At 62.7% G+C, this 22,142-nt stretch carries 22 protein-coding genes; 3 read left to right on the top strand and 19 right to left on the bottom strand.

All coding sequences use genetic code 11. The features are described from left to right. Positions 1–16: 16 nt before the first annotated feature. The 14 genes from lepA to C5N93_RS03480 all read right to left on the bottom strand — a co-directional run bounded on the left by lepA (position 17) and on the right by C5N93_RS03480 (position 13,213). Positions 17–1,822: a translation elongation factor 4 gene (lepA, locus tag C5N93_RS03545; RefSeq protein ID WP_069342271.1), complete on the bottom strand. Its 1,806-nt coding sequence runs from the start codon at positions 1,820–1,822 to the stop codon at positions 17–19. A 232-nt stretch (positions 1,823–2,054) separates the two neighbouring features. Next, positions 2,055–2,300 carry a glutaredoxin family protein gene (locus C5N93_RS03540; protein ID WP_242558288.1) on the bottom strand — a complete coding sequence of 82 codons (246 nt, stop codon included), beginning with the start codon at positions 2,298–2,300 and terminating at the stop codon, positions 2,055–2,057. 8 nt (positions 2,301–2,308) lie between these two features. Then, positions 2,309–3,820, bottom strand: coding sequence for a DegQ family serine endoprotease (locus tag C5N93_RS03535; RefSeq protein ID WP_242558287.1), 1,512 nt, complete (start codon positions 3,818–3,820; stop codon positions 2,309–2,311). A 130-nt stretch (positions 3,821–3,950) separates the two neighbouring features. Beyond that, the gene (locus C5N93_RS03530; RefSeq protein ID WP_069342268.1) at positions 3,951–5,009 is read right to left on the bottom strand and encodes a MucB/RseB C-terminal domain-containing protein; all 1,059 of its coding nucleotides are present in this window, start codon (positions 5,007–5,009) and stop codon (positions 3,951–3,953) included. Further along, positions 5,010–5,702: a sigma-E factor negative regulatory protein gene (locus tag C5N93_RS03525; protein WP_242558286.1), complete on the bottom strand. Its 693-nt coding sequence runs from the start codon at positions 5,700–5,702 to the stop codon at positions 5,010–5,012. A 38-nt stretch (positions 5,703–5,740) separates the two neighbouring features. Further along, on the bottom strand, positions 5,741–6,340 hold the full coding sequence (rpoE, locus tag C5N93_RS03520; protein ID WP_010805230.1) for an RNA polymerase sigma factor RpoE: 600 nt from the start codon (positions 6,338–6,340) through the stop codon (positions 5,741–5,743). A gap of 167 nt (positions 6,341–6,507) precedes the next feature. Further along, positions 6,508–7,746 (bottom strand): beta-ketoacyl-ACP synthase II, encoded by a 1,239-nt coding sequence (gene fabF / locus C5N93_RS03515; protein ID WP_242558285.1) that lies wholly within the window; start codon positions 7,744–7,746, stop codon positions 6,508–6,510. Between the two features lie 144 nt (positions 7,747–7,890). Next, positions 7,891–8,130, bottom strand: a complete 240-nt coding sequence (gene acpP, locus C5N93_RS03510; protein WP_242558284.1) for an acyl carrier protein — start codon at positions 8,128–8,130, stop codon at positions 7,891–7,893. A 135-nt stretch (positions 8,131–8,265) separates the two neighbouring features. Further along, the gene (gene fabG / locus C5N93_RS03505) at positions 8,266–9,015 is read right to left on the bottom strand and encodes a 3-oxoacyl-ACP reductase FabG (RefSeq protein ID WP_150719734.1); all 750 of its coding nucleotides are present in this window, start codon (positions 9,013–9,015) and stop codon (positions 8,266–8,268) included. 23 nt (positions 9,016–9,038) lie between these two features. Beyond that, positions 9,039–9,968 (bottom strand): ACP S-malonyltransferase, encoded by a 930-nt coding sequence (gene fabD, locus C5N93_RS03500; RefSeq protein WP_242558283.1) that lies wholly within the window; start codon positions 9,966–9,968, stop codon positions 9,039–9,041. A 139-nt stretch (positions 9,969–10,107) separates the two neighbouring features. Beyond that, positions 10,108–11,094 (bottom strand): beta-ketoacyl-ACP synthase III, encoded by a 987-nt coding sequence (locus tag C5N93_RS03495; protein ID WP_242558282.1) that lies wholly within the window; start codon positions 11,092–11,094, stop codon positions 10,108–10,110. Between the two features lie 37 nt (positions 11,095–11,131). After that, the gene (gene plsX, locus C5N93_RS03490; RefSeq protein ID WP_069342291.1) at positions 11,132–12,184 is read right to left on the bottom strand and encodes a phosphate acyltransferase PlsX; all 1,053 of its coding nucleotides are present in this window, start codon (positions 12,182–12,184) and stop codon (positions 11,132–11,134) included. Positions 12,185–12,302: 118 nt separating this feature from the next. Next, positions 12,303–12,482, bottom strand: coding sequence for a 50S ribosomal protein L32 (gene rpmF / locus C5N93_RS03485; RefSeq protein WP_023594409.1), 180 nt, complete (start codon positions 12,480–12,482; stop codon positions 12,303–12,305). Positions 12,483–12,610: 128 nt separating this feature from the next. After that, entirely contained in the window at positions 12,611–13,213 is a 603-nt protein-coding gene (locus C5N93_RS03480; protein ID WP_242558281.1) for a YceD family protein, read from the bottom strand. A gap of 177 nt (positions 13,214–13,390) precedes the next feature. Between C5N93_RS03480 and C5N93_RS03475 the strand changes: the two genes are divergently transcribed. Together C5N93_RS03475 and C5N93_RS03470 are read left to right on the top strand one after the other, a co-directional pair. After that, entirely contained in the window at positions 13,391–14,011 is a 621-nt protein-coding gene (locus C5N93_RS03475) for a Maf family nucleotide pyrophosphatase (protein WP_242558280.1), read from the top strand. Beyond that, on the top strand, positions 14,008–14,724 hold the full coding sequence (locus C5N93_RS03470; protein WP_242558279.1) for an SAM-dependent methyltransferase: 717 nt from the start codon (positions 14,008–14,010) through the stop codon (positions 14,722–14,724). Before C5N93_RS03475 ends, C5N93_RS03470 begins: the two co-directional genes overlap by 4 nt. Positions 14,725–14,828: 104 nt before the next feature. Here C5N93_RS03470 and C5N93_RS03465 read toward each other — a convergent pair whose 3' ends face one another. From C5N93_RS03465 to C5N93_RS03445, 5 genes are all read right to left on the bottom strand, one after another. After that, complete coding sequence (locus tag C5N93_RS03465) at positions 14,829–15,881, bottom strand: S49 family peptidase (protein ID WP_242558278.1); 1,053 nt, start codon at positions 15,879–15,881, stop codon at positions 14,829–14,831. Positions 15,882–15,940: 59 nt separating this feature from the next. Beyond that, positions 15,941–16,348, bottom strand: a complete 408-nt coding sequence (locus tag C5N93_RS03460) for a Rieske 2Fe-2S domain-containing protein (protein ID WP_242558277.1) — start codon at positions 16,346–16,348, stop codon at positions 15,941–15,943. Next, complete coding sequence (locus C5N93_RS03455) at positions 16,345–17,007, bottom strand: HAD-IA family hydrolase (RefSeq protein ID WP_242558276.1); 663 nt, start codon at positions 17,005–17,007, stop codon at positions 16,345–16,347. The genes C5N93_RS03460 and C5N93_RS03455 overlap by 4 nt, the downstream gene beginning before the upstream one ends. Beyond that, entirely contained in the window at positions 16,994–17,998 is a 1,005-nt protein-coding gene (locus C5N93_RS03450) for an RluA family pseudouridine synthase (protein WP_069342256.1), read from the bottom strand. Before C5N93_RS03450 ends, C5N93_RS03455 begins: the two co-directional genes overlap by 14 nt. Before the next feature lie 243 nt (positions 17,999–18,241). After that, positions 18,242–18,529, bottom strand: coding sequence for a hypothetical protein (locus C5N93_RS03445; RefSeq protein ID WP_139133187.1), 288 nt, complete (start codon positions 18,527–18,529; stop codon positions 18,242–18,244). Between the two features lie 91 nt (positions 18,530–18,620). On the opposite strand from C5N93_RS03445, the gene C5N93_RS03440 reads away from it, so the two are divergent. Further along, the gene (locus C5N93_RS03440) at positions 18,621–21,944 is read left to right on the top strand and encodes an Rne/Rng family ribonuclease (protein WP_242558275.1); all 3,324 of its coding nucleotides are present in this window, start codon (positions 18,621–18,623) and stop codon (positions 21,942–21,944) included. Positions 21,945–22,142 lie beyond the last annotated feature (198 nt).

Genomic DNA, 22,142 nt, shown 5'->3' with positions numbered 1-22,142 from the left:
GGGACCCGTCGCTACGTTATTTGTCTTCGACTTGCAAAATGGCAAGGAACGCTTCCTGGGGAATTTCAACGCTCCCCACCTGCTTCATGCGCTTCTTACCTTCCTTCTGTTTCTCGAGCAGCTTCTTCTTACGCGTGATGTCGCCACCATAGCACTTTGCCAACACGTTCTTGCGCAATGCCTTGATGTTTTCACGGGCAATGATGTTCGCACCGATCGCCGCCTGAATCGCCACATCGTACATCTGGCGCGGAATGATTTCCCGCATCTTCGATGCGACCTGCGCACCGCGACGACGGCTCTCCGAACGGTGAACGATGATCGACAGCGCGTCGACCTTGTCGCTGTTGATGAGCATGTCGACCTTGACCACATCCGACGCGCGATATTCCTTGAACTCGTAGTCCATCGACGCATAACCGCGCGATACCGACTTCAGACGATCGAAGAAGTCGAGCACGATTTCGGCCATCGGAATTTCATAAATCAGACGGACCTGACGGCCGTGATACTGCATGTCGATCTGAATGCCGCGTTTCTGCTGGCACAACGTCACGACCGAGCCGACGTACTCCTGCGGCATATAGAGGTTCACGGTCACAATAGGTTCGCGAACTTCTTCAATACGGCCCGGATCCGGCATCTTCGACGGGTTTTCCACCGACACGACCGTACCGTCGCGCTCCGTCACCTCATAAATCACGGTCGGCGCCGTGGTGATGAGGTCCATGTCGAACTCGCGCTCCAGACGCTCCTGCACGATTTCCATGTGCAGCAGCCCCAGGAAGCCGCAACGGAAGCCGAAGCCCAGTGCCTGCGACACTTCCGGTTCGTACTGGAGCGAGGCATCGTTGAGCTTGAGCTTCTCGAGGGATTCGCGCAGCGCGTCGTACTGGTTCGCTTCGACCGGATAGAGGCCGGCGAACACCTGCGGCTTGACTTCCTTGAAGCCCGGCAGCGGCGCCTCGGCCGGCTTGGTGGTCGTCGTGACGGCATGCGTCACCGTATCGCCCACCTTGGCTGCGCCCAGCTCCTTGATGCCCGAGATGATGAAGCCCACCTGACCGGCCGACAGCGACGTACGCTGCTGCGACTTCGGCGTGAACACGCCAACCTGCTCGACCAGATGGCTCGAACCCGTAGCCATCAGATGAATCTTGTCCTTCGGCTTGAGCGTGCCGTTGACCACACGGACCAGCATCACCACGCCCACGTAGCTGTCGAACCACGAGTCGATGATCAGCGCCTGCAACGGTGCGTTCGCATCGCCCTTGGGCGGCGGCACCTTGGCAATCAGCGCTTCGAGTACATCCTCCACGCCTAGACCGGTCTTCGCCGAGCATCGCACGGCGTCGGTCGCCTCGATCCCGATGACGTCCTCGATCTCCTGAATCGCGTTTTCCGGCTCCGCCGACGGCAAATCGATCTTGTTGAGCACCGGCACCACTTCCACGCCCAGCTCGATGGCGGTGTAGCAGTTGGCAACGGTCTGCGCTTCCACGCCCTGCGAGGCGTCGACCACGAGCAGCGCGCCTTCACATGCAGACAGCGAGCGGCTCACTTCGTATGAGAAGTCGACGTGTCCCGGCGTATCGATCAGGTTGAGGTTATAGACCTTGCCATCGCGCGCCTTGTATTGCAGCGCGGCGGTCTGCGCCTTGATGGTGATGCCTCGCTCGCGTTCGAGGTCCATCGAGTCGAGGACCCGCGATTCCATTTCACGATCGGACAAACCGCCGCTAAGCTGGATGATGCGATCGGCCAAGGTGGATTTCCCATGGTCGATGTGGGCGATGATCGAAAAATTGCGAATATGGTCCATGAGACGGGCTATAGAAAAGTCGGTGCCATCGGATTCGGCTCGGCAGCGGCTTTCGAGAGAATCGGCAAACACGACATTTTAGCCGAAAGCGCACCGATGCCGCCCGGAATCACGTCGCTATTGCATGTTTCGCACGTCATTGACGTTGCAAATGTTTCGCGGCAATACGCTGGAAATGGCGGGAAGGTATGGGAGACGTCCGTGGAAGGCGTGGCAGGCGGGGTCCGTAGCGTCAAGCCGACTGGAACACCGTCGCGACGGCATCGGCATCGAATCGATACCGGCACAACTCCCGCTCCCCCAGCGCCAGCACCGGCACGATCTCGTCGTACCGGGCTTCGAGCGCGGGGTCGCTGTCGACATCGACGACCGTTACCGAAAAATCCCACGCCGGACGCATCGCTTCGAGCGCCGCAAGCATGTCATCGCACAGATGACACCACTTGCGGCCGTAAAGCGTGAACGCCGGCGCGGTCATGGGCAGAATTACTTGCCGCTCGGCGCGCGCGGGCGCAGCGGCACGAACTGCGTAGCGTCGCCACGGCGCACGAGGATCGGGACCAGACGTTTCGGATCGAGCGCCTTGACCACTTCCTCGAACTGCTTGGCGTTGGCAATATCGGCGTCGCCGACGCGCAGGATGATGTCACCCTGCTGAAGCCCCGCACGCCCCGCCGGACCCTCTGCCAGTTCGACCTGCACGCCGCCGCGCAGCTTCAAGTCCTTCTTCTGCGCCTCGGTCAGATCGGAGACGACCAGGCCCAGCGCATTCGGATGCGGCGTATCCGCGGCCCCACCCTGCGCCTTCGACGCCTTGGGCGTATCGGCGTCAGCCTCGGCAATCGTGATCTTCAGATCCTGATTCTTGCCCTTACGCAACACTTGCAGCGTGGCGCTGGAACCCGGCTTGGTCTCACCGACCATACGCGGCAGGTCCGTAGCATGGTCGACGGGGCGGCCCTCGAACTTCATGATGATGTCGCCCGGCTGCACGCCCGCCTTCTCGGCAGGGCTGCCCGGCTCGACACTGCGCACCAGCGCGCCTTGCGCACGCGGCAAGCCCAGCGAATCGGCCACTTCCTTGCTGACTTCGCTGATCGCCACACCGATACGGCCGCGCACGACTTTGCCGGTCTTCTTGAGCTGATCGACCACACGCATGACTTCGTCGATCGGAATCGCGAACGAAATGCCCATGAAACCGCCGGTCTGGCTGTAGATCATCGAGTTGATGCCCACGACCTCGCCGCGCATGTTGATGAGCGGGCCGCCCGAATTCCCCGGATTGACCGCAACGTCCGTCTGAATGAACGGCAGATAGTCACCGGTATCGCGGCCCTTGGCCGACACGATACCCGCCGTTACCGTATTTTCGAGACCGAACGGCGAGCCGATGGCCACCACCCACTCGCCGACCCGCAGCTTGTTCGAGTCGCCGACGGGCACCGTCGGCAGATCCTTGGCTTCTACCTTGACCACCGCCACGTCGGTGCGCTTGTCGGCCCCGATCAGTTTCGCCTTGAACTCACGCTTGTCGGTCAGGGTGACGTAAATGCTGTCAGCACCATCGACGACGTGCGCGTTCGTGAGAATGTAGCCGTCGTTCGAGACGATGAAGCCGGATCCCACGCCACTGTTCTGCTCTTCATCCGGCTGCGGCTGGCCGCGGCGCGGCGTGCCGCCCTTCGGGCCCGGCTGCTGCGGCATCGGCACGCCGAAGAATCGACGGAACAGCTCGGCCATATCGTCGTCCATTCCCGGCGGCAAGCCGCGCTGCGAACGGCTGACGCGCTCGGTCGTACGGATGTTCACGACGGCCGGCCCGACACGGTCGACGAGTTGCGTGAAATCGGGAAGATTGCTGACGAGGGGTGCGTTCGGCGCCGTTGAACCGCTGCTCGGCGCTGAAGCCGGTGCGGCATAGGCGGCGGGCACTCCCGCCAATTGAGCGGCAATGGCGCCGCCGAGGATGACACGAAGCAGGAGAGTCTTCTTCATTGGAAGATCGTGGTGCGCGAAAGTCTCGGAATCCCTGAGGGCAGTGCGGCACCCGACGCATCATCGCGTCTCATAAGCGCCTCGCTACCCGGACCGCGCCGTTACCGGTCGCGGCCCACCCGACAGCCGGTCACTTCGCCGGCTGTTTGTACTCGATACTGGAGGCGAATTGTTGCAGAGTGGTCTGCGGCACTTCGCCGAGCAAGGTCAGCCAGAAGTCGCCATAGCGCTTGATGAGGATGTTCGTCGCCCCCGCGCTACCGTGGCCTTCCTTGCGCTCACGCGTGGCTGGCTCGATGAACACCGAAAGTCCCGCCATGCCGTCGGAATATACCACCTGCTGGACTTCCAGCGGCTTGCTGTCCGCCGAAGAACGCATCGTGCGACGCACTTCGCGCACGGCCTTGAATCCCGGCACCTTCTTGTCGACGTCGATGCTCCAACCGGCATCGGACAGCCGCGTCGAGGCAATTTGCGGCTTGACGACATGCCACCCGTGCGTCGCCTGGATCGCGTGCACGATGCGCGCCTTATCGTTCGGCACGCCGATCGAAATTTGCGAAAACGCCGCCTGCTCCAGCAGATGACCTTCCGCGTCGAGCGTCTGCGCACGCAACAACAGGCCGGTATTGCGATCGGCCCACAGGCGATACCCGAACCGGTACTCATCCTTCGGCGAAAGCTCGATCACCATGCAGTCGAAGCCCGCCATCCGTTCGTTCGGCAGCAGCTTCGGCGCGTAATAGTCGAGTACATCGCGATTGGGCGTGGCGAGCAACGCGGGGAAAGAATCCTTGCTCTCGCGCTTTTCCTGGAAGACGGTCTTCTGCTCGGGAATCAGCGTGTAGACGTCGTCGTTCTGACGAAGAATGCGGCGCTGACGTCCGTCGAGCGTTTCGAGTTCTTCGTACTCGTTCCCCTTATCGGCGAAATGACTGATCTTCGACGAACGCATGGTCGAGCCACGCTGGTAGACGAAGGTGCCGATGTAGTTCTGCGTCTGCGCGGCGCGGTGGATCTTGTTGAGCCAGGCGCTGACTTCACGCTTCTCGATCAACGGATCGGTGGACGGCGCGGATGCCTGGGCCCACGCCTGCGTTTGCAGCGTGGTCGCCAACAGGAAAGCGAACAGGAAGAAAGTGCGCCCGATGGGCGCACGCGGCAAGGATTCGATACTCAGGCGCTGCATTTATTCGTCCGCTTGCGCCGAGGCTCGCATGTAAGGGGAAACGCTCTGGCCGATAGGGGCCGGTGCGTATTGCTGGTGAGCCGCCAGATACTGGTCGAGACGCGCATCGCGCAGCACGATCAGATCATTCGGCCCGCCGGTGGCGGCGCCGTTGGCAGCCACGGCGGCCTGGGGTTGCTGCGAGAGCGCCACACGCGTCAGGCTGGAGCCACCGGCTGCGGGAGCCGCCTGAGCGAGCACCTGCGGTTGTGCGCCGCCGGCCGGGTGGTCCTGCAAACGCGGCACCACGACCCACGACAGCGCAGCGACGGCCGCAGCGGCCGCAGCCGTCGGCAGAACGCGGCGCACGCGCAGGAACGGATTGATACGCGTGACGCGCGAGCCGGCAGCTTTCGCATCCGGCGCGGCCACGGCCTGCGCATCAGCCAGAGCGGCCGGTGCGAGCAGGTGCGGCTCAGCGTCGAGACGCGCTGCGAAGGACGCCATGAAGGCAGACTCCGAACGCGGCAGCGTCAATTCATCGGAGCGCAATGCGTCCCCGATCAGGTGGTAGTCGTCCCACAGAGGCCGGCCCGAGGTGTCAGCCTCGTCCAGCAGGGCGGCCAGTTCGTCCGGATCGAATTCCCCGTCCATCAACGCGGAAATCCGCTCGGCTTGCAGCCCCCGCTGCGTTTGCACCGTCGCTGATCCCATGATATCCCCCAACGAAAATAACTTTCCCGGCGGCGCGCTCACCAGCGCTTACCGTCAGGCGTGTCCAGCAGCGGCCTCAGCCGGCTGGCAATCGCTTCACGCGCCCGGAAAATTCGCGAACGGACCGTTCCGATCGGGCACCCCATGGCTTCGGCGATCTCTTCGTAGCTCAGACCCTCGATTTCTCGCAGGGTGATCGCCGTCCGAAGTTCATCGGGCAAAGCCTCCATCGCTGTGTTGACCGTCTGAGCAATCTGCTTGCTCATCAGCATCGACTCAGGCGTGTTGATATCCCTTAGTTGATCGGCCTCGGCAAAAGTTTCCGCTTCTTCAGCGTTCGCTTCAGTCGAAGTCGGTGCACGGCGTCCCTGCGTTGCCAGGTGGTTTTTCGCCGTGTTGACAGCAATACGATACAACCAGGTATAGAACGCCGACTCGCCACGAAATTGCGGCAAGGCGCGGTAGGCCTTGATAAAGGCCTCCTGCGTCACATCCTCGACCTCGGCGGCGTCGCGCACGAGCCGCGATACGAGGCGGATGATTTTGCGGTGATATTTCGCGACCAATAGCTCGAAGGCGGCTTTGTCGCCCTTTTGCACGCGCTCAACGAGCGCCTGGTCGATTTCTCGTTCACTCACCTGATATGGATCCGTATTTTCTCTGGCTGCCAGGCCCCGGTCGGGCCCGATTGCACCACGGCGGCAATCGCCACCGTAGCTGGAAGTGTCTTTGACGCCGCACGCCCGGGCACACTCACCGGAGCGTGGGTCAGCGGGACGGGACGCCTGCGCGGCGTCCCGCGAACTTAGACGCGCTGGAAGACCAGCGAGCCGTTAGTCCCGCCAAATCCGAAAGAGTTCTTCAACGCAACATCAATTTTCAGATCACGAGCCGTGTTTGCGCAGTAATCGAGGTCGCAAGCCGGGTCCTGATTGAAGATATTGATTGTCGGCGGCGATATCTGATGGTGAATCGCCAGCACGGTGAACACTGACTCCAGACCGCCGGCGCCGCCCAGCAAGTGGCCGGTCATCGACTTGGTGGAGTTCACCACGACGTTCTTGGCCGCATCGCCCATCAGGCGCTTGACCGCGACCGTCTCGGCGATATCGCCCAGCGGCGTCGAAGTGCCGTGTGCGTTCACGTAATTGACGGCGTCGGCATTGATACCGGCGTCGCGCAACGCGTTCGTCATGGCGCGCAAGGCACCGTCGCCATCTTCGCAAGGCGCGGTCATGTGGTACGCGTCCGCGCTCATGCCGAAGCCTTTGAGCTCGGCGTAGATCTTCGCGCCGCGCGCCTTGGCGTGCTCATACTCTTCGACCATCATCACGCCGGCGCCTTCGCCCAGCACGAAACCGTCGCGATCCCGATCCCACGGACGGCTCGCCGTCGCCGGGTCGTCATTGCGCACGGACAGGGCCGTCATCGCCGCAAAACCGCCGATGCCCAGCGGCGACACCGTCGATTCGGCACCGCCGGCAAGCACTGCGTCCGCATCGCCGTACTGAATCATGCGTGCCGCCTGACCGATACAGTGCAGACCGGTCGTGCAAGCCGTGACGATGGCGAGGTTCGGACCCTTCAGGCCGTACTTGATGGAAAGATGGCCGGAGATCATGTTGATGATCGAACCCGGCACGAAGAATGGGGAAATCTTGCGCGGACCGCCATTGAGCAGATCGGTCTGCGTATCCTCGATCATCGGCAGGCCGCCGATGCCGGAGCCGACCAGCACCCCGACGCGCTCGGCGTTCTCTGCGGTGATCTGCAGGCCGCTGTCTTCGAAGGCCTGAATGCCGGCTGCAAGGCCGAAATGGATGAACGTATCCATGCGGCGCGCTTCCTTGGCCGACAGATACTTCTCGGTATCGAAGTTTTTGACTTCGCCTGCAAAGCGAACCTTATGGTTGCTCGCATCGAACTTCGTGATGTTGGCGATGCCCGAACGACCTGCGACCAGATTCTCCCAACCTTCGGCAACGGTGTTGCCGACCGGCGAGATCAGGCCCAGACCGGTAATGACGACGCGACGACGACTCACGATACTCCCCTTCTTCTGCTGGGTCATACAAAACAAAAGCCACAGAGGCGACAAGGTCCGACCCTGCGCTCCCTGCGGCTGACAGGCAGGCCTGACGCCAGGAGCCGGTCGGCATCCCGGCCAGTCAGGCGATCCGTAGGCGTATTAGGCCTTCGACTGAGCCTGGGCGAAATCGATGGCTTGCTGCACGGTGGTGATCTTTTCTGCGTCTTCGTCCGGGATCTCGATCTCGAACTCTTCTTCCAGAGCCATCACCAGCTCAACCGTGTCGAGCGAGTCAGCGCCGAGATCGTCCACGAAGCTGGATTCGTTCTTAACGTCGGCTTCAGCCACGCCAAGTTGTTCCGCGACGATCTTCTTGACGCGTTGCTCAATGTTATCCATTCAAACCCTCCGGGGTAGTTAGTTCAGACAAGTGCGCGCATTTTAACAGGTTTGCCAAGCAAAGTTAGCATGCGCCAAATAATGTTCAATGTCGCGCAAATACGTGCAATTTCCACATATCCGCGCACATCTTCCTTAATTCATGAACATGCCGCCGTTCACGTGCAGCGTGACGCCGGTGATGTAACCAGCCTGCGGAGACGCAAGGAACGCCACCGCATTTGCGATGTCTTCCGGCGCACCGAGTCGGCCAAGCGGAATCCGCGCCTTCAGCACGTCTTGCTGCGCCTCGGGCAACGCCTTCGTCATATCCGTATCGATGAAGCCCGGGGCAACGCAGTTGACCGTAATGTTCCGACTGCCGATTTCGGCGGCCAGCGAGCGAGACATGCCCGCAACGCCCGCCTTGGCGGCAGCGTAATTGGCTTGCCCCGGATTGCCGGCCGAACCGACAACCGACGTCACATTGATGATCCGGCCGCTGCGAGCCTTCATCATCGGCTTGATCACCGCGCGCGAGAGACGGAAGATCGCCTTCAGATTCGTGTCGATGACGTCGTCCCACTCGTCGTCCTTCATGCGCATCGCGAGGTTATCGCGCGTGATGCCTGCATTATTGACGAGAATGTCGAGCTTACCGTGTTGCTTCAGGATGTCGTCCAGTGCTGCGGCCACGCCCTCGGGGTCGGTCACATTCAGGACAATGCCCTTACCGGCAACGCCGGCTTCCGCAAAGTAGGCGTCGATTCCTTGCGCGCCGGCTTCGCTGGTGGCGGTACCCACGACCGTTGCCCCCTGACGAGCGAGCTCGAGAGCGATGGCGCGGCCAATGCCGCGCGAGGCGCCCGTCACCAGAGCCACGAGGTTGTCGAGTTGCTTGCTCATGAAAAAAATACCCTTGCTATAGCTTACGAGAGTTGGGCGCGCACATCGGCGAGCGACGCCGGATCCGTGATCGCCAAACCCGTGAGATTGCCGTCGATGCGCTTGGTCAGGCCAGTCAGCACCTTGCCGGGACCGCATTCGACGACCTGGGTCACGCCTTGCGCGGCGAGCCACTTCACCGATTCGACCCAGCGCACGGGCGCGGCAGCCTGACGCACCAGCGCATCCTTGATGCGGGACACGTCGGACTCGACGGCCACATCGACGTTATTGACGAGCGGGATCTGCGGAACGTTAAACGTCACGTTCGCCAGATACTCGCGCAGACGATCCGATGCCGGCTTGAGCAGCGACGAATGGAACGGCGCCGACACCGGCAGCACGAGCGCACGCTTCGCGCCGGCAGCCTTGGCCAGTTCACAAGCCTTCTCCACGCCAGCTTTCGCGCCAGCGATCACGACCTGCGCCGGGGCGTTGAAGTTGACCGCCTCGACCACACCTGCGGCCGACGCTTCGGCGCAGACGTTGCGCACAGTGTCATCGTCCAGACCGAGCACAGCAGCCATGCCGCCTTGCCCGACCGGCACCGCTTCCTGCATGGCTTGCGCGCGGAAGCGCACCAGCGGCACGGCGTCCTTGAATGCGATCACACCTGCGGCGACCAGCGCCGTGTATTCGCCGAGGCTATGCCCTGCGACGAATGCCGGCTTGGCGCCGCCGTCGGCCAGCCATGCGCGGTACATCGCGTACGCGGCGGTGAGCATCACCGGCTGAGTGTTTGTGGTCAGATTCAGATCTTCGGCCGGGCCAGCGGCAATCAGCTTGGCCACGTCCTGCCCGAGGGCGTCCGAAGCTTCGGCGAGCACTTCGCGCACGGCAGCGTTATCTGCGAACGCGTCGAGCATGCCCACCGATTGGGATCCCTGTCCCGGGAAAACGAAAGCGAATGTCATAGCGCCTGATTTAGCATTCAGATTCAGAAACATGTCGGCGCATTGTCGCGCGCCGGCATGACGCGCACGAGAGCCTCACCACGAACCGCGCGCTCAAGGGAGCGCAGCCGGTTCGCACGGCGCTCCGGCGCCGGAAAAATTACATGCGGAACAGCACCGCGCCCCATGTGAAACCGCCGCCCACGCCTTCGATCATGACGTTATGCCCCGCCTTGATGCGGCCATCGCGAACGGCGACGTCGAGCGCGAGCGGAATCGAAGCCGCAGAGGTATTGCCGTGCTGGTCGACGGTCACGACCATCTTCGCTTCGGCCTCCAGCTTGCGAGCGGTACTCGTCATGATGCGCAGATTGGCCTGGTGCGGAATCAGCCAGTCGATTGCCTTCGCTTCCAGCCCAGCCTTCTCGAGGGCTTCATGAGCCACCTTCTCGAGTACCTTGACGGCCAGCTTGAACACCGCCTGACCGTCCATGTAGAGGAACGCTTCGCCCTGAACCGCGCCGGCATTCACGTTACCCGGCACGCAGAGGATGTTCGAATGGCTACCGTCCGCATGCAAGGCGCTCGACAGAATGCCGGGCTCGCTGGACGCTTGCAGCACGACCGCACCGGCGCCGTCGCCGAACAGCACGCACGTCGTACGGTCATTGAAATCAAGGATGCGAGAGAACGTCTCGGCGCCGATCACGAGCACGTTGCGATACGCGCCGGAGCGAATGAAATTGTCGGCCGTCGCCATCGCATAGGCAAAGCCCGAGCAGACCGCCTGAATGTCGAACGCCGCGCAGCCGTTCGTGATGCCCAGCTTGCTCTGCACGAGGCAGGCGGTGCTGGGGAACACGAAGTCGGGCGTCGACGTGGCGACCATGATCAGGTCGATCTGGTCCGCGCTCAATCCGGCCATGTCAAGCGCGCGCTTGGCGGCTTCCACCGCCATGTCGCTGCTGGTCTGGTCGGGCGCGGCAAAGTGACGTGCCTGAATGCCGGTACGCGCGACGATCCACTCGTCGCTCGTCTCGATGCCTCGGGCGGCAAGCTCGTCTGCCAACTGCTGATTGGTCACGCGTCGTGCCGGCAGATAGCTGCCGGTGCCGATGACACGGGAATAAATCGCGGACTGGGTCATCTTATGATCGGTTAGCGCACCGGGGCGGGCACCGGTTTCAGAGCGCCGGAATGGCGCTCACCGGCTTGGTGTCCTGGAGCTGGTTCTGATTCTCTTGCATGGCGCGCGACAAACGGTCCAGCACGCCATTGCGAACTGCATCATAGCCGCGTTTGATGGCCCACTCAAACGAGTAGGCATCGGCGGACCCGTGGCTCTTGATGACGAGCGCACGCAACCCGAGCAACGCAGCGCCGTTGTAACGACGATGGTCGACGCGGTTTTTGAAGCGGGTAAGAATCGGCAGCGCAATGACGGCAATCACCTTCGTCCACCAGGTGCGGGTGAACTCTTCACGGATCATGTCGCCGAGCATTTGCGCCAGGCCTTCGGAAGTCTTGAGTGCGACGTTGCCGACGAAACCATCACATACGACGATGTCGGTCGTGCCGCGATAAATGTCGTTGCCTTCCACGTTGCCGTAGAAGTTGAGCGTCGAGCCACGCAGCAGCTCGCCTGCCTGCTTGATGACGTCGTTGCCCTTGATGACTTCTTCGCCGATGTTGAGCAGACCGATCGACGGACGCTCCTTGCCATCGACCGCCGCAACGAGCGCATGGCCCATCTCGGCGAATTGCAGCAGGTGGGTCGGCTCGCAGTCCACGTTCGCGCCCAGATCGAGCATCGTCGTGTAGCCGCCCAGTTGATTCGGCAGCACCGTGGCAATCGCCGGGCGCTCGATACCCGGCAGCGTCTTGAGCACGTAACGGGAAACGGCCATCAGCGCGCCGGTATTGCCGGCGGACACGCAAGCCTGCGCGCGCGCTTCCTTGACCAGATTGAGTGCCACGCGCATCGAAGAGTCTTTCTTCTTGCGCAACGCGGTCTCGACGGAGTCGTCCATGGCGACGACTTCGCTCGCATTGACGACGGACAGGCGCGGGTGATCCGTCACACGCAACTTCGCGAGCTGCGCGTTGATGATCTCCTGCTGCCCGACCAGCACAAGTTCGACATCGTCGGTAGATTGCACGAAGCGAACCGCAGCCGGCACCGTCACCGATGGGCCGTGATCTCCGCCCATACAATCGATCGTCAGGGTGACTGTCATGTCGACGTGATTGGCTTGCGGTACAGGTAACAAAAAAAGCGGCAGGATGAGTGCCGCTTTTGCCACATCGGACGATCAAACTGCGCCATGATGGGCGCGTATCGCCTGGAGGGCCGAATTAGTCGTTCTTGGTCTTGATGACCTTGCGACCACGGTAGAAACCGTTCGGCGAGATGTGGTGACGCAGGTGCGTCTCACCCGACGTCGGTTCGACAGCGGTCGACGGTGCGGTCAGGAAATCGTGCGAACGGTGCATGCCGCGCTTCGACGGCGACTTCTTGTTCTGTTGAACGGCCATGATAACTCCTCAAAATATCGCGAAATTTTAACACAGTTCGAGCGCCGCCCTACGGTGTCGGCCTGTCGGCCCGACCTGTGCGACTAACGCAAACATGTACTTTGGTGAGCCGGAAATCCGGCCGCACATTACTTTCCGTCCTTGTCCGGCGAGCGCTTGAGCGCTGCCAGCGCCGCGAACGGAGACGGCTTATCCTCTTCTTCCGGTGCCGGGGGCGGTTCCGCCAACCCGTCGCTACCGGTAGCCAGACTATCGTGAACACTCGGACAAACCTCATGTTTCGGGACGATAGGCAAAGCCAACAGCAATTCTTCTTCGATCAACTCACGCAAATCGAAATGTTTGGAGCCGACCAGCGCTTCGAGTTCGTCCTCGTCGAGCGGGCGATCTTCCGCGGCTGCTTCGTCGTGCACGATCTCGAAAGTCGTTTCCGAGGCGAGCGGCGCTTCGTACGGTGTCAGGCAGCGCTGGCATTCGAGCCACATCGGCCCTTCGACCGAGAGCGTCAGAAACTGCACCACGGCCGGCTTGCCATCCGCGCGCAGCACCGGCTTTTCCGCACCTTCGGCGCGCCAGTGGAACACACCCTGCGCACGCCCCGACGCCGAGACTTCGGCAGGCACTTCGGTTACCATGCGCGGCAATGCCGCAAGTTGCACGTCACCTTCCGCCACCCGGCCGGTACGCGCGAATTCGAACAGATCGACGATATATTCGTTCATCACGCTCATCCTTGCCTTGGCGCATCTGGCCGCATTTCAACGTCCCCTGCCACTCGCAGCGCCTTGATCCGACGCCACTTTCGAGCGTTCGAACCGGTATCGCGCAGACTGGCGGGACCGAGCGCCAGATTGCAAAAGCCGTGAATTCTAAATAGTTTTTCGTTTCTCGTCAAACACTTAAACCCGATGACCGCACAGCCCCTGCCACCGCTGATCCTGGCCTCCGGATCGCGCTATCGCCGTGAACTGCTGGAGCGCCTGCGCCTGCCGTTCTCGGTCGATGTTCCGGACATCGACGAAACCCCCATTCCCGGCGAAACGCCCCATGAGACGTCGCTGCGCCTGTCGCGCGAAAAGGCACAGGCCGTGGCGATCCGCCATCCGGGCGCCGTCATCATCGGCTCCGATCAGGTCGCCACCTTCGAGGGTCGCCAGATCGGCAAGCCCGGGAATTTCGAGAATGCCATGACGCAACTGCGCGACATGCGCGGCAAAGTCGTCGAATTCCACTCGGCGCTTTGCGTCCACGACGCCCGCACCGCTCAGAGCCAAGCCACAGACGTCGTCACACGCGTGAAGTTCCGCGATCTGCCTGACGACGTGCTCGCCGCCTATCTCCATGCCGAAACGCCCTACGACTGCGCGGGCAGCGCCAAATCCGAAGGATTGGGCATCATGTTGCTCGAAACCATCGAAAACGACGATCCGACGGCGCTCATCGGTCTCCCCCTGATCGCCCTGACGACGATGCTGATGCAGGTCGGCATCGCCCTTCCGGGCCCCGGTCTGAACGGAGCGACGGCATGAGCGGCACGCTGTATCTGATCCCCAACACCCTCGGCACGAACACCCGCGGCGGCTTGCCGGCCGTGCTGCCCGAGGAAGTGCGCGCCGTGACCGCCGGCCTGAAGTATTTCGTCGGCGAACAGGCCAAAAGCACACGCGCGTTCCTGAAGCTGGTGGGCGTGAGCACCCCGATTCAGGAAATCGACATCCGCGAACTGAACGTCAATACGCCGAACGCGGCGATCGATGCCCTGCTCGCGCCCATTCTCGCCGGCGCAGATGGCGGCCTCGTGTCGGAAGCGGGATGTCCGGCCGTGGCCGATCCGGGCGCATTGCTCGTGCGACGCGCCCACGAAAAGGGCGTCCGGGTCGTACCGTTCGTCGGTCCCAGCTCGATTCTTCTCGCCCTGATGGCCAGCGGCCTGAACGGCCAGAGCTTCGCCTTCCACGGTTACCTGCCGACCGATGCGGGCGAGCGTAGCAAGCGTCTGCGAGAACTGGAACAGCGCTCGCGCAAGGAAAAGCAGACGCAGATCTTCATCGAAACGCCCTATCGCAATAAAGCCATGCTCGACGCGCTGCTGCAAAGCTGCGACGCCTCGACATTGCTGTGTGTGGCGGTCGATGTCACGCAAGATGGCGAGCAAATCGTGGCGCACCCCGTAAAAGGCTGGCCGCATGCGAGCGTCGATCTGCACAAGCGGCCCGCGATCTTCCTGTTTCTGGCGCAATAACAGCCCGAACCGAACAACCAACAAAAACCCCACGGACATCCGAATTTCCGTGGGGTTTCGTGTTGATTACCAGCATCTTCGCCATCGATCAGGCGAAAACCGCATTATTTCATCGTCAAGGCAGTGCCCATGAGCATCGTCTTCATGGCTGCCGTGCCCACGGCCGCACCGAAGCGACGCGCCATGCGCTCAGGCAGATTCTCCTTGACGGTGTAGTCGACGAGATCGGGCGCCTTGAGCACGTCGCGAGCCACCGAATCGACCGTACCCAGACCGTCTGCCAGCCCAAGCTCCACGGAACGCTGCCCCGTCCAGAACAGGCCGCTGAACAGATCCGGATCGTCCTTCAGACGGTTGCCACGCCCTTTCTTGACCGCACCGATGAACTGCTGGTGCACCTGTTCAAGCATGTCTAGCGCGTACGTCTTCTGCTGATCCGTCTGCGGCGAGAAAGGGTCGAGGAAACCCTTGTTGCGGCCCGCCGTCAGCAGACGGCGCTCCACGCCGAGTTTGTCCATCAGGCCGGTAAAGCCAAAGCCGTCCATCAACACACCAATGGACCCGACGATGCTCGCCTTGTCCACGTAAATCTTGTCGGCCGCCGCCGCCACGTAATAACCGCCCGAAGCGCACATTTCCTCGACGACGACATAAATCGGCTTCTTCGGATATTTCGTGCGCAAACGGGTGATGTCGTCGTAGATCATGCCGGCTTGTACCGGACTGCCGCCAGGGCTGTTGATCCGCAGAATCACCCCGGCAGCCGACTTGTCTTCGAACGCCGACTCCAGTGCCGCGTTGATTTTCTGCGCGCTGGCCTGACCGTCCGCCGAAAGCTCGCCGCTCAGCGAAACGAGCGCAGTGTGCTTGCCCGAGGCCGATCCGGCCGACGTCGTGCCGCCCCCGTCAAAGTCGAAGATCGACCAGACGGCGAACGCGATGATCGCCAGAATCAGCAGCCGGAAGAAAATCTTCCACCGGCGCGCCGCCCGCTGTTCGCGGATACCCGCCATCAAGACCTTTTCCAGCATCTCGCGCTCCCAAGGCCTGACCTCATGGGGATCGCGAACCGCACCGCCACCGGAGGGCGGACGCCCGCCAGGCGGTGGAAAACCGGGTTCGGTGCGAGGGGAATCGGGCGGCAGAGAGTCGGCCATACGTTATCCAGGACTTGGGAAATTGACGTTAGAGACGTGTGAGACCGGATGCCGCGCGCTCACGAAGGCGCCGCTGCCGGAGCCTCAATATAAGTGTCGGGCCACCAGACCACGGTCGTGGCCTCGCCCGGTGCCGCAGCGGGCTGCTCCTCGACGCGAACCGCCTGCAAGGCGCCACCACGACACGGACCACCAACACACAACCCGGTGTCCGGCTCGTAGGTCGCGCCATGCGTCGCGCACATCAAGTATAAGCCGCCCGTCTCGAAGAACTGCCCCTCGGACCAGTCGAGCTCCATCGGCACATGCGCGCACTGATTGAGGTAACCGTAGACACGCCCGTCATACCGGATCACGAACGCCGGCGTAGAACGCCCGCCCACAAGCACCTCGAAGCGCACGCCGCGCCCGCCATCTTCGAGGGCGTCACCCGGACAGATCGGCAACGGTACGGCAACGTCGCTCACACGCGCTCCAGTAACCAGTCGCGAAGCTCGGTCACGCTCCCCGCGCAGTAGGCGGGTTCGAGCGCCACCAGTTGCTCACGCGGATGCGCGCCGCCGTAGGCAACGCCCACACCGGCAGCCCCGGCGCTGCGCGCCATCTGCAAGTCGTGCGTCGTATCGCCGATCATGACCGTACGGCGCAGATCCTGACCCAGTTCGCGCGTCAGTTCCTGCAACATGGCCGGGTGCGGCTTGGAAAATGTCTCATCCGCGCAACGCGTGGCGTCGAACATGCGCATCAACCCTGCCGATTCGAGTGCACGGTTCAGGCCCACACGGGATTTGCCCGTGGCGACGGCCAGAAAACGGCCCCGCGAGCGCAATTCTTCCAGCAGTTCGCGAACGCCGGTGAACAGCACCGTCTCCTTGTCGCCCACGAGATAGTGGAAGCGGTAGCGCTCGGACAAGCGCGGATAGTGTGCAGGATCGAGTGACGGGACGGCCATTTGCAGGGCGTCACGCAGCCCGAGGCCGATCACATGGCTCGCGAGTTCGTCAGTCGGTACCGGCAGACCGAGGTCCCGGCAGGCCGCCTGGATGCAGCGGGTAATCGTGGGCGTCGAGTCCATCAACGTCCCGTCCCAGTCGAACACGACCAGGTCAAATTCAGGGCTTGGCATCGGCGGTGGTGGTTCGAAGTTGATTCAGGAATTGCTCACATTCTGGCGGTAACGCCGCTTCCAAGGCAATCGGCGTATCCAGTACCGGGTGCGTGAACTTCAACCGGTAAGCATGCAGGAACATCCGCTTGATGCCCGGGCGCGCGTTCGGACGCGCCAGATTCTTGTTCAGCGTGAAGTCGCCGTACTTGTCGTCACCCACGATGGGCGTGCCGCAATGCGCCAGGTGAACGCGAATCTGATGGGTCCGCCCCGTTTTCAGTTCCGCTTCCAGCAACGTATAAGGTGGAAACGATTCCACCATGCGAAATACGGTATGCGATGCCTGACCGTCTTCCTGCACCCGCACCCGGCGCTCGCCCTCCGCCGTGACATATTTATATAGCGGCGCTTTCACGGCGCGCTGACGGTCGCGCCATTCGCCGGTGACGCAAGCCAGATAGCGCTTGTCCATCCGGTTGTGACGAATCTGTTCGTGCATGCCAACGAGGGCCGCCCGCTTCTTCGCGAGCAGCAGAATGCCGGACGTTTCACGGTCCAGCCGGTGTACCAGCTCCAGGAATTTCAGATGAGGCAACGCCCGGCGCAGTTGCTCGATCACCCCGAACGACACCCCGCTGCCGCCGTGCACAGCCACGCCGGCCGGCTTGTCGATGGCCATCAGATAGTCGTCTTCGAAGAGGATCGGGAAACTTGCGGCCGGTACGTGGGCTTTCGCCTCGGGATCGGGCGTCGCCATCCGGACGGGTGGAATGCGGACGATATCGCCAAGGACGAGTCGATAGGCTGCGTCTACCCGTCCTTTATTTACGCGGACCTCACCGCTACGCAGAATGCGGTAAACGTGGCTCTTGGGAACCCCTTTGCACTCACGCAGGAGGAAATTGTCGATGCGCTGACCGGCCGAACCATCGTCGACTTCGACGAGCTTGACCTGCGGCGCGGACGCCGGCGCAACCATTTTCTGCCGACTTTTGCCTAACTCATTCATTATGAATATAATTTGTCCGACAGAGATGGTGGTAGCGGGAATCATGCCAAATCCCCACCTCTGTCCGGTGCATACCCCAAAACGGTATTTTACTTGCACCCCGGGCAGGCTGCTCGTCCGGTGACCCTGGAGCAGCGAGCGCACGCACGTCACGCAGCGTCGGCAGGAAGTTGGCCCATAGGCCGCTTCGGTCGCAGCGCGCGGGACGCGGATAGAGTTGGTGGTTATAGAATTTTTTGGTGATCAGCCCGGACGACATTGCCCGAGCTGATCGCTTTGTGAATATCGTTCGCGCAAAAAGTCGAAGTGAGGCGCCGTCACAAGAAGAATAAGTGTCGGCAGGCGCCCCGAGAAAACGCTGATGAAGTTTCTCGTCCAGTTTCTCTTGGTATGGACTGCAAGCCCGAAGTGATCCGCGCCGAGCCGGAATTTTTCCGGTGGCCCGGCGGATCCGGGTGAGCGCGAAAACGTATTCCTGGCGCCATAGCGTCCGTCGGCCTCATCGCCCGGACCCCCCGGCAATTCTTCCACTCCCGGCTCGAACCTCGCGTGTTGGATAACTCGAGTGATACGTGCCCGACGCACTGCGCATTGGCAACTGCGGCGGGTGGGAGTCGTTTTCATGAAACGCATGTTGTTCAACGCCACGCAGCAGGAAGAACTGCGCGTGGCAATCGTCGATGGGCAGAAACTCATCGACATCGATATCGAGACGGCCGGACGCGAACAGCGTAAAGGCAATATCTACAAGGGTATTATCACCCGTATCGAACCCTCTCTCGAAGCCTGCTTCGTCAACTACGGCGAAGGCCGCCATGGCTTCCTGCCGTTCAAGGAAGTCGCCCGCGCGTACTTCCGCGAAGGTGCCGATGTGCGCAATGCGCGCATTCAGGACGCCCTCTCCGAAGGCCAGGAACTCATCGTTCAGGTCGAAAAGGAAGAGCGCGGCAACAAGGGCGCAGCCCTCACCACATTCATTTCCTTGGCCGGCCGCTATCTGGTGCTGATGCCGAACAACCCGCGTGGCGGTGGTGTTTCGCGTCGTATCGAAGGCGAAGACCGTCAGGAACTGCGCGAGACGATGGGTCAGCTCGAACTGCCGGAAGGCATGAGCATCATCGCCCGCACCGCCGGTATCGGCCGCTCGGCCGAAGAACTCCAGTGGGATCTGAACTACCTGCTGCAACTCTGGCACGCCATCGAAGGCGCCGCCCATAACATCGAACTGCCGCGCGACTCGGCGCTGATCTATCTCGAGTCGAGCCTCGTTATTCGCGCCATCCGCGACTACTTCCAGCCGGATATCGGTGAAATCCTCATCGATACGGAAGAAATCTCCGAACAGGCACGCAACTTCATGCAGGTGGTCATGCCCGACCACCTCAACCGCGTGAAGCAGTACCGCGACGACGTGCCGCTGTTCTCCCGTTTCCAGATCGAACACCAGATCGAGACGGCCTATTCGCGTCAGGTGCCGCTGCCCTCGGGCGGCGCGATCGTGATAGATCACACCGAAGCGCTCGTCTCCATCGACGTCAACTCGGCACGCGCCACCAAGGGCGCCGACATCGAAGAAACCGCCCTGCGCACCAACCTGGAAGCTGCCGACGAAGTCGCGCGCCAGTTGCGTCTGCGCGACCTCGGCGGCCTGATCGTGATCGACTTCATCGACATGGAGTCGGCCAAGAGCCAGCGTGAAGTCGAACAACGTGTCAAGGATGCGCTCAAGCACGACCGTGCGCGCGTCCAGATGGGCAAGATTTCGCGTTTCGGGCTGATGGAGCTGTCGCGTCAGCGCCTGCGTCCGTCGCTGTCGGAAGGCACGCACGTGACCTGCCCGCGCTGCAACGGCACTGGCCACATCCGCGACGCCGAATCGTCGGCACTGCAAGTCCTGCGCATCATCCAGGAAGAGGCGATGAAGGAGCACACGGCAGCGATCCACTGCCAGGTGCCGGTCGAAGTCTCGGCGTTCCTGCTCAACGAAAAGCGTCAGGAAATCAACAAGATCGAAGCGCGCTTCAAGGTTGGCGTGCTGCTGATCCCGAACAAGCACCTCGAAACGCCGCATTACAAGCTCGAGCGTCTGCGTTTCGACGACCCGCGTCTGGATGCCCCGAAGGCCAGCTACGCGCTCGCCGAAGAAGCGGCCCGTTCGCTGGAAGAAGATCCGGCCGGTTACAGCAAGAAGAAGGAAGATACGCGTCCGCGTCAGGAAGCGGCCGTCAAGGGCATCACGCCCGAGCAGCCGGCACCGGCCGCACAGCCGCGTCCGGAACCGGTCGCCGCAACGGCGCCTGCCGCCGCCGCACCGGCCAGCGGTGGCGGTTTCTTCGGTTTCCTCAAGCGTCTGTTCGGCGGCGGTGCTGCCGCACCGGCACCCGCGAAGGCCGAAGAACCGGCCAAGCCGACGGCTCGCCCGCCGCGTGAGCGTCACGAGCGTCCGCATCAACAAAACCGCAATCGTCGTGGCAACGCCCGCGACGACAACAAGTCGGGCAAGGACAACGCCGGTCAGCCGGTGCGCGAAGGTCGCGGCACGCGTCCGGAACGCGCGGAGCGTGCAGACCGTGGCGAGCGCAACGAGCGGGGTGACCGTAACGAGCGCAATGAACGCAATGAGCGTGGCGATCGCAACGAGCGTCAAGAAGGCCGCGATAGCCGGGATAACCGCGACAAGCGCGAGCGCGACGACGCCCAGCGTCAACCCGCACAGGACGTGCGTGCCGAGGAAGGTCGCGAGCCGCGTGAAGGCCGTGAGCGCGGCAGCCGCCGTGAACGCGGCGAGCGCCGTGACCGTCGTCAGGGCGAAGGCGCTGAAGGCCAACAAGCCGCACCGCAACGCGTCGCTCAGGCCGCAGCACCGCTGAGCGACGAGCAAGAACCGCTGGATCAGGATCGTCTCGCGGCACAGGTCGAAGGCGCACCGCAAACGGCAGGCGAAGAAGGCGAACAAGGGGGTGAAGAGCGCCGCCGCAGCCGTCGTCGCGGTCGTCGTGGCGGCCGTCGTGAGCGTGAAGCCGGCGAGCAGCAACTGAATGCCGACGGCGAGCACATCGACGTGGAAGGTGCAGAAGTCCGGGAAGCCGCAGAACATACGCACGCCCCGGTGCAGAGCGATGAAGCTGCTGAGCATGCCGCGAGCGAAACTCTCGCCCGTGCCGCAGCACCGGTAGCAACGCCCGCGTTTGTCGCCGCCACGCCGGCACCGGCGGCTCATGCCGAACCGACGCCGGTGCGTGCCGAGCCCGTGGAAGCCCCGGCAGCGCCGGTCACCACGGTGAGCGAAGCTGCGCCTGCCGCTACGCCGGAAGTGCCGTCGCACGTTATCGCCGAGCCGGTCGCACAAGCGCCGCAGGTGGCTGTGCCCGTCGCACCGGTCAACGTTGCCCCGCTGCCCGCGGCCGAAGCGGCTGCCGCACCGGTCGTGCCGCAGGTCAGCGCCCCGCTGCCGGTCACGTCGGCTGCGCCGGCCCAACCGACGGTGCCGGCCGAAGCCCTCGCCGAGATTGCCGCTACGGCCGCCGTCGCAAGCGCCCCGGCAGATGTCGCACCGGCAACGCAACCTGTGCAACCCGCCGCTGCCCCGATCGAAATGGTCGAGACCGCGAAACCGGTGCAGGCCGCACCCGAAGCACCGGTGCAGGTGAGTACGGCAGTGCCGGTCGCCCCGGAAGCCGCTGCCGCCGCAACGGAAGTCGTGGCGCAGGCCGTCGCACCGGCCGCCGCCGCCCCGACGCTGGAGCGCGGTGCACTGGAATCGACGCTGGCAAGCGTCGGGCTGGTGTGGGTTCACACGGATGCCGACAAGCATCGCGCCGCCAAGGAAGCCGCTGCGCAAGTCGCACCGGCACCGCACGTGCCGCGTGAGCGCCGTGCGTCGACGCCGCTCAACAGCGGTCCGATGGAGCAAGTGGAAACGCGCTCGGCCAATCACGTTGCCTGACAGGCACGTGTGAGGTAGAAAAAGGAGGCTTCGGCCTCCTTTTTTGCTTTTGGGGGCGACTTCACGCGAGACAACCCCGCGTTGTCCCGACTTGTGCCCACCACGCACGCCCCGTATCGTCTGCCTCAGTACGGGTTTGACGTCTCACAACGAATTCTCGGTACCGTTATCCGATGCCCGACGGGATCGCCTCGGCGA

The sequence above is a fragment of the Pandoraea sp. LA3 genome (genome assembly GCF_022696215.1).
Classification (GTDB): Bacteria; Pseudomonadota; Gammaproteobacteria; order Burkholderiales; family Burkholderiaceae; genus Pandoraea; species Pandoraea capi.
This window is presented reverse-complemented; position numbering and strand designations above follow the sequence as displayed.

Excerpts from the sequence above, each read along its gene's own strand:
- lepA (WP_069342271.1), bottom strand. The coding sequence starts at position 1,822 with ATGGACCATATTCGCAATTTTTCGATCATCGCCCACATCGACCATGGG.
- C5N93_RS03540 (WP_242558288.1), bottom strand. The coding sequence starts at position 2,300 with ATGACCGCGCCGGCGTTCACGCTTTACGGCCGCAAGTGGTGTCATCTG.
- C5N93_RS03535 (WP_242558287.1), bottom strand. The coding sequence starts at position 3,820 with ATGAAGAAGACTCTCCTGCTTCGTGTCATCCTCGGCGGCGCCATTGCC.
- C5N93_RS03530 (WP_069342268.1), bottom strand. The coding sequence starts at position 5,009 with ATGCAGCGCCTGAGTATCGAATCCTTGCCGCGTGCGCCCATCGGGCGC.
- C5N93_RS03525 (WP_242558286.1), bottom strand. The coding sequence starts at position 5,702 with ATGGGATCAGCGACGGTGCAAACGCAGCGGGGGCTGCAAGCCGAGCGG.
- acpP (WP_242558284.1), bottom strand. The coding sequence starts at position 8,130 with ATGGATAACATTGAGCAACGCGTCAAGAAGATCGTCGCGGAACAACTT.
- fabG (WP_150719734.1), bottom strand. The coding sequence starts at position 9,015 with ATGAGCAAGCAACTCGACAACCTCGTGGCTCTGGTGACGGGCGCCTCG.
- fabD (WP_242558283.1), bottom strand. The coding sequence starts at position 9,968 with ATGACATTCGCTTTCGTTTTCCCGGGACAGGGATCCCAATCGGTGGGC.
- C5N93_RS03495 (WP_242558282.1), bottom strand. The coding sequence starts at position 11,094 with ATGACCCAGTCCGCGATTTATTCCCGTGTCATCGGCACCGGCAGCTAT.
- plsX (WP_069342291.1), bottom strand. The coding sequence starts at position 12,184 with ATGACAGTCACCCTGACGATCGATTGTATGGGCGGAGATCACGGCCCA.
- rpmF (WP_023594409.1), bottom strand. The coding sequence starts at position 12,482 with ATGGCCGTTCAACAGAACAAGAAGTCGCCGTCGAAGCGCGGCATGCAC.
- C5N93_RS03480 (WP_242558281.1), bottom strand. The coding sequence starts at position 13,213 with ATGAGCGTGATGAACGAATATATCGTCGATCTGTTCGAATTCGCGCGT.
- C5N93_RS03475 (WP_242558280.1), top strand. The coding sequence starts at position 13,391 with ATGACCGCACAGCCCCTGCCACCGCTGATCCTGGCCTCCGGATCGCGC.
- C5N93_RS03470 (WP_242558279.1), top strand. The coding sequence starts at position 14,008 with ATGAGCGGCACGCTGTATCTGATCCCCAACACCCTCGGCACGAACACC.
- C5N93_RS03465 (WP_242558278.1), bottom strand. The coding sequence starts at position 15,881 with ATGGCCGACTCTCTGCCGCCCGATTCCCCTCGCACCGAACCCGGTTTT.
- C5N93_RS03455 (WP_242558276.1), bottom strand. The coding sequence starts at position 17,007 with ATGCCAAGCCCTGAATTTGACCTGGTCGTGTTCGACTGGGACGGGACG.
- C5N93_RS03450 (WP_069342256.1), bottom strand. The coding sequence starts at position 17,998 with ATGAATGAGTTAGGCAAAAGTCGGCAGAAAATGGTTGCGCCGGCGTCC.
- C5N93_RS03440 (WP_242558275.1), top strand. The coding sequence starts at position 18,621 with ATGAAACGCATGTTGTTCAACGCCACGCAGCAGGAAGAACTGCGCGTG.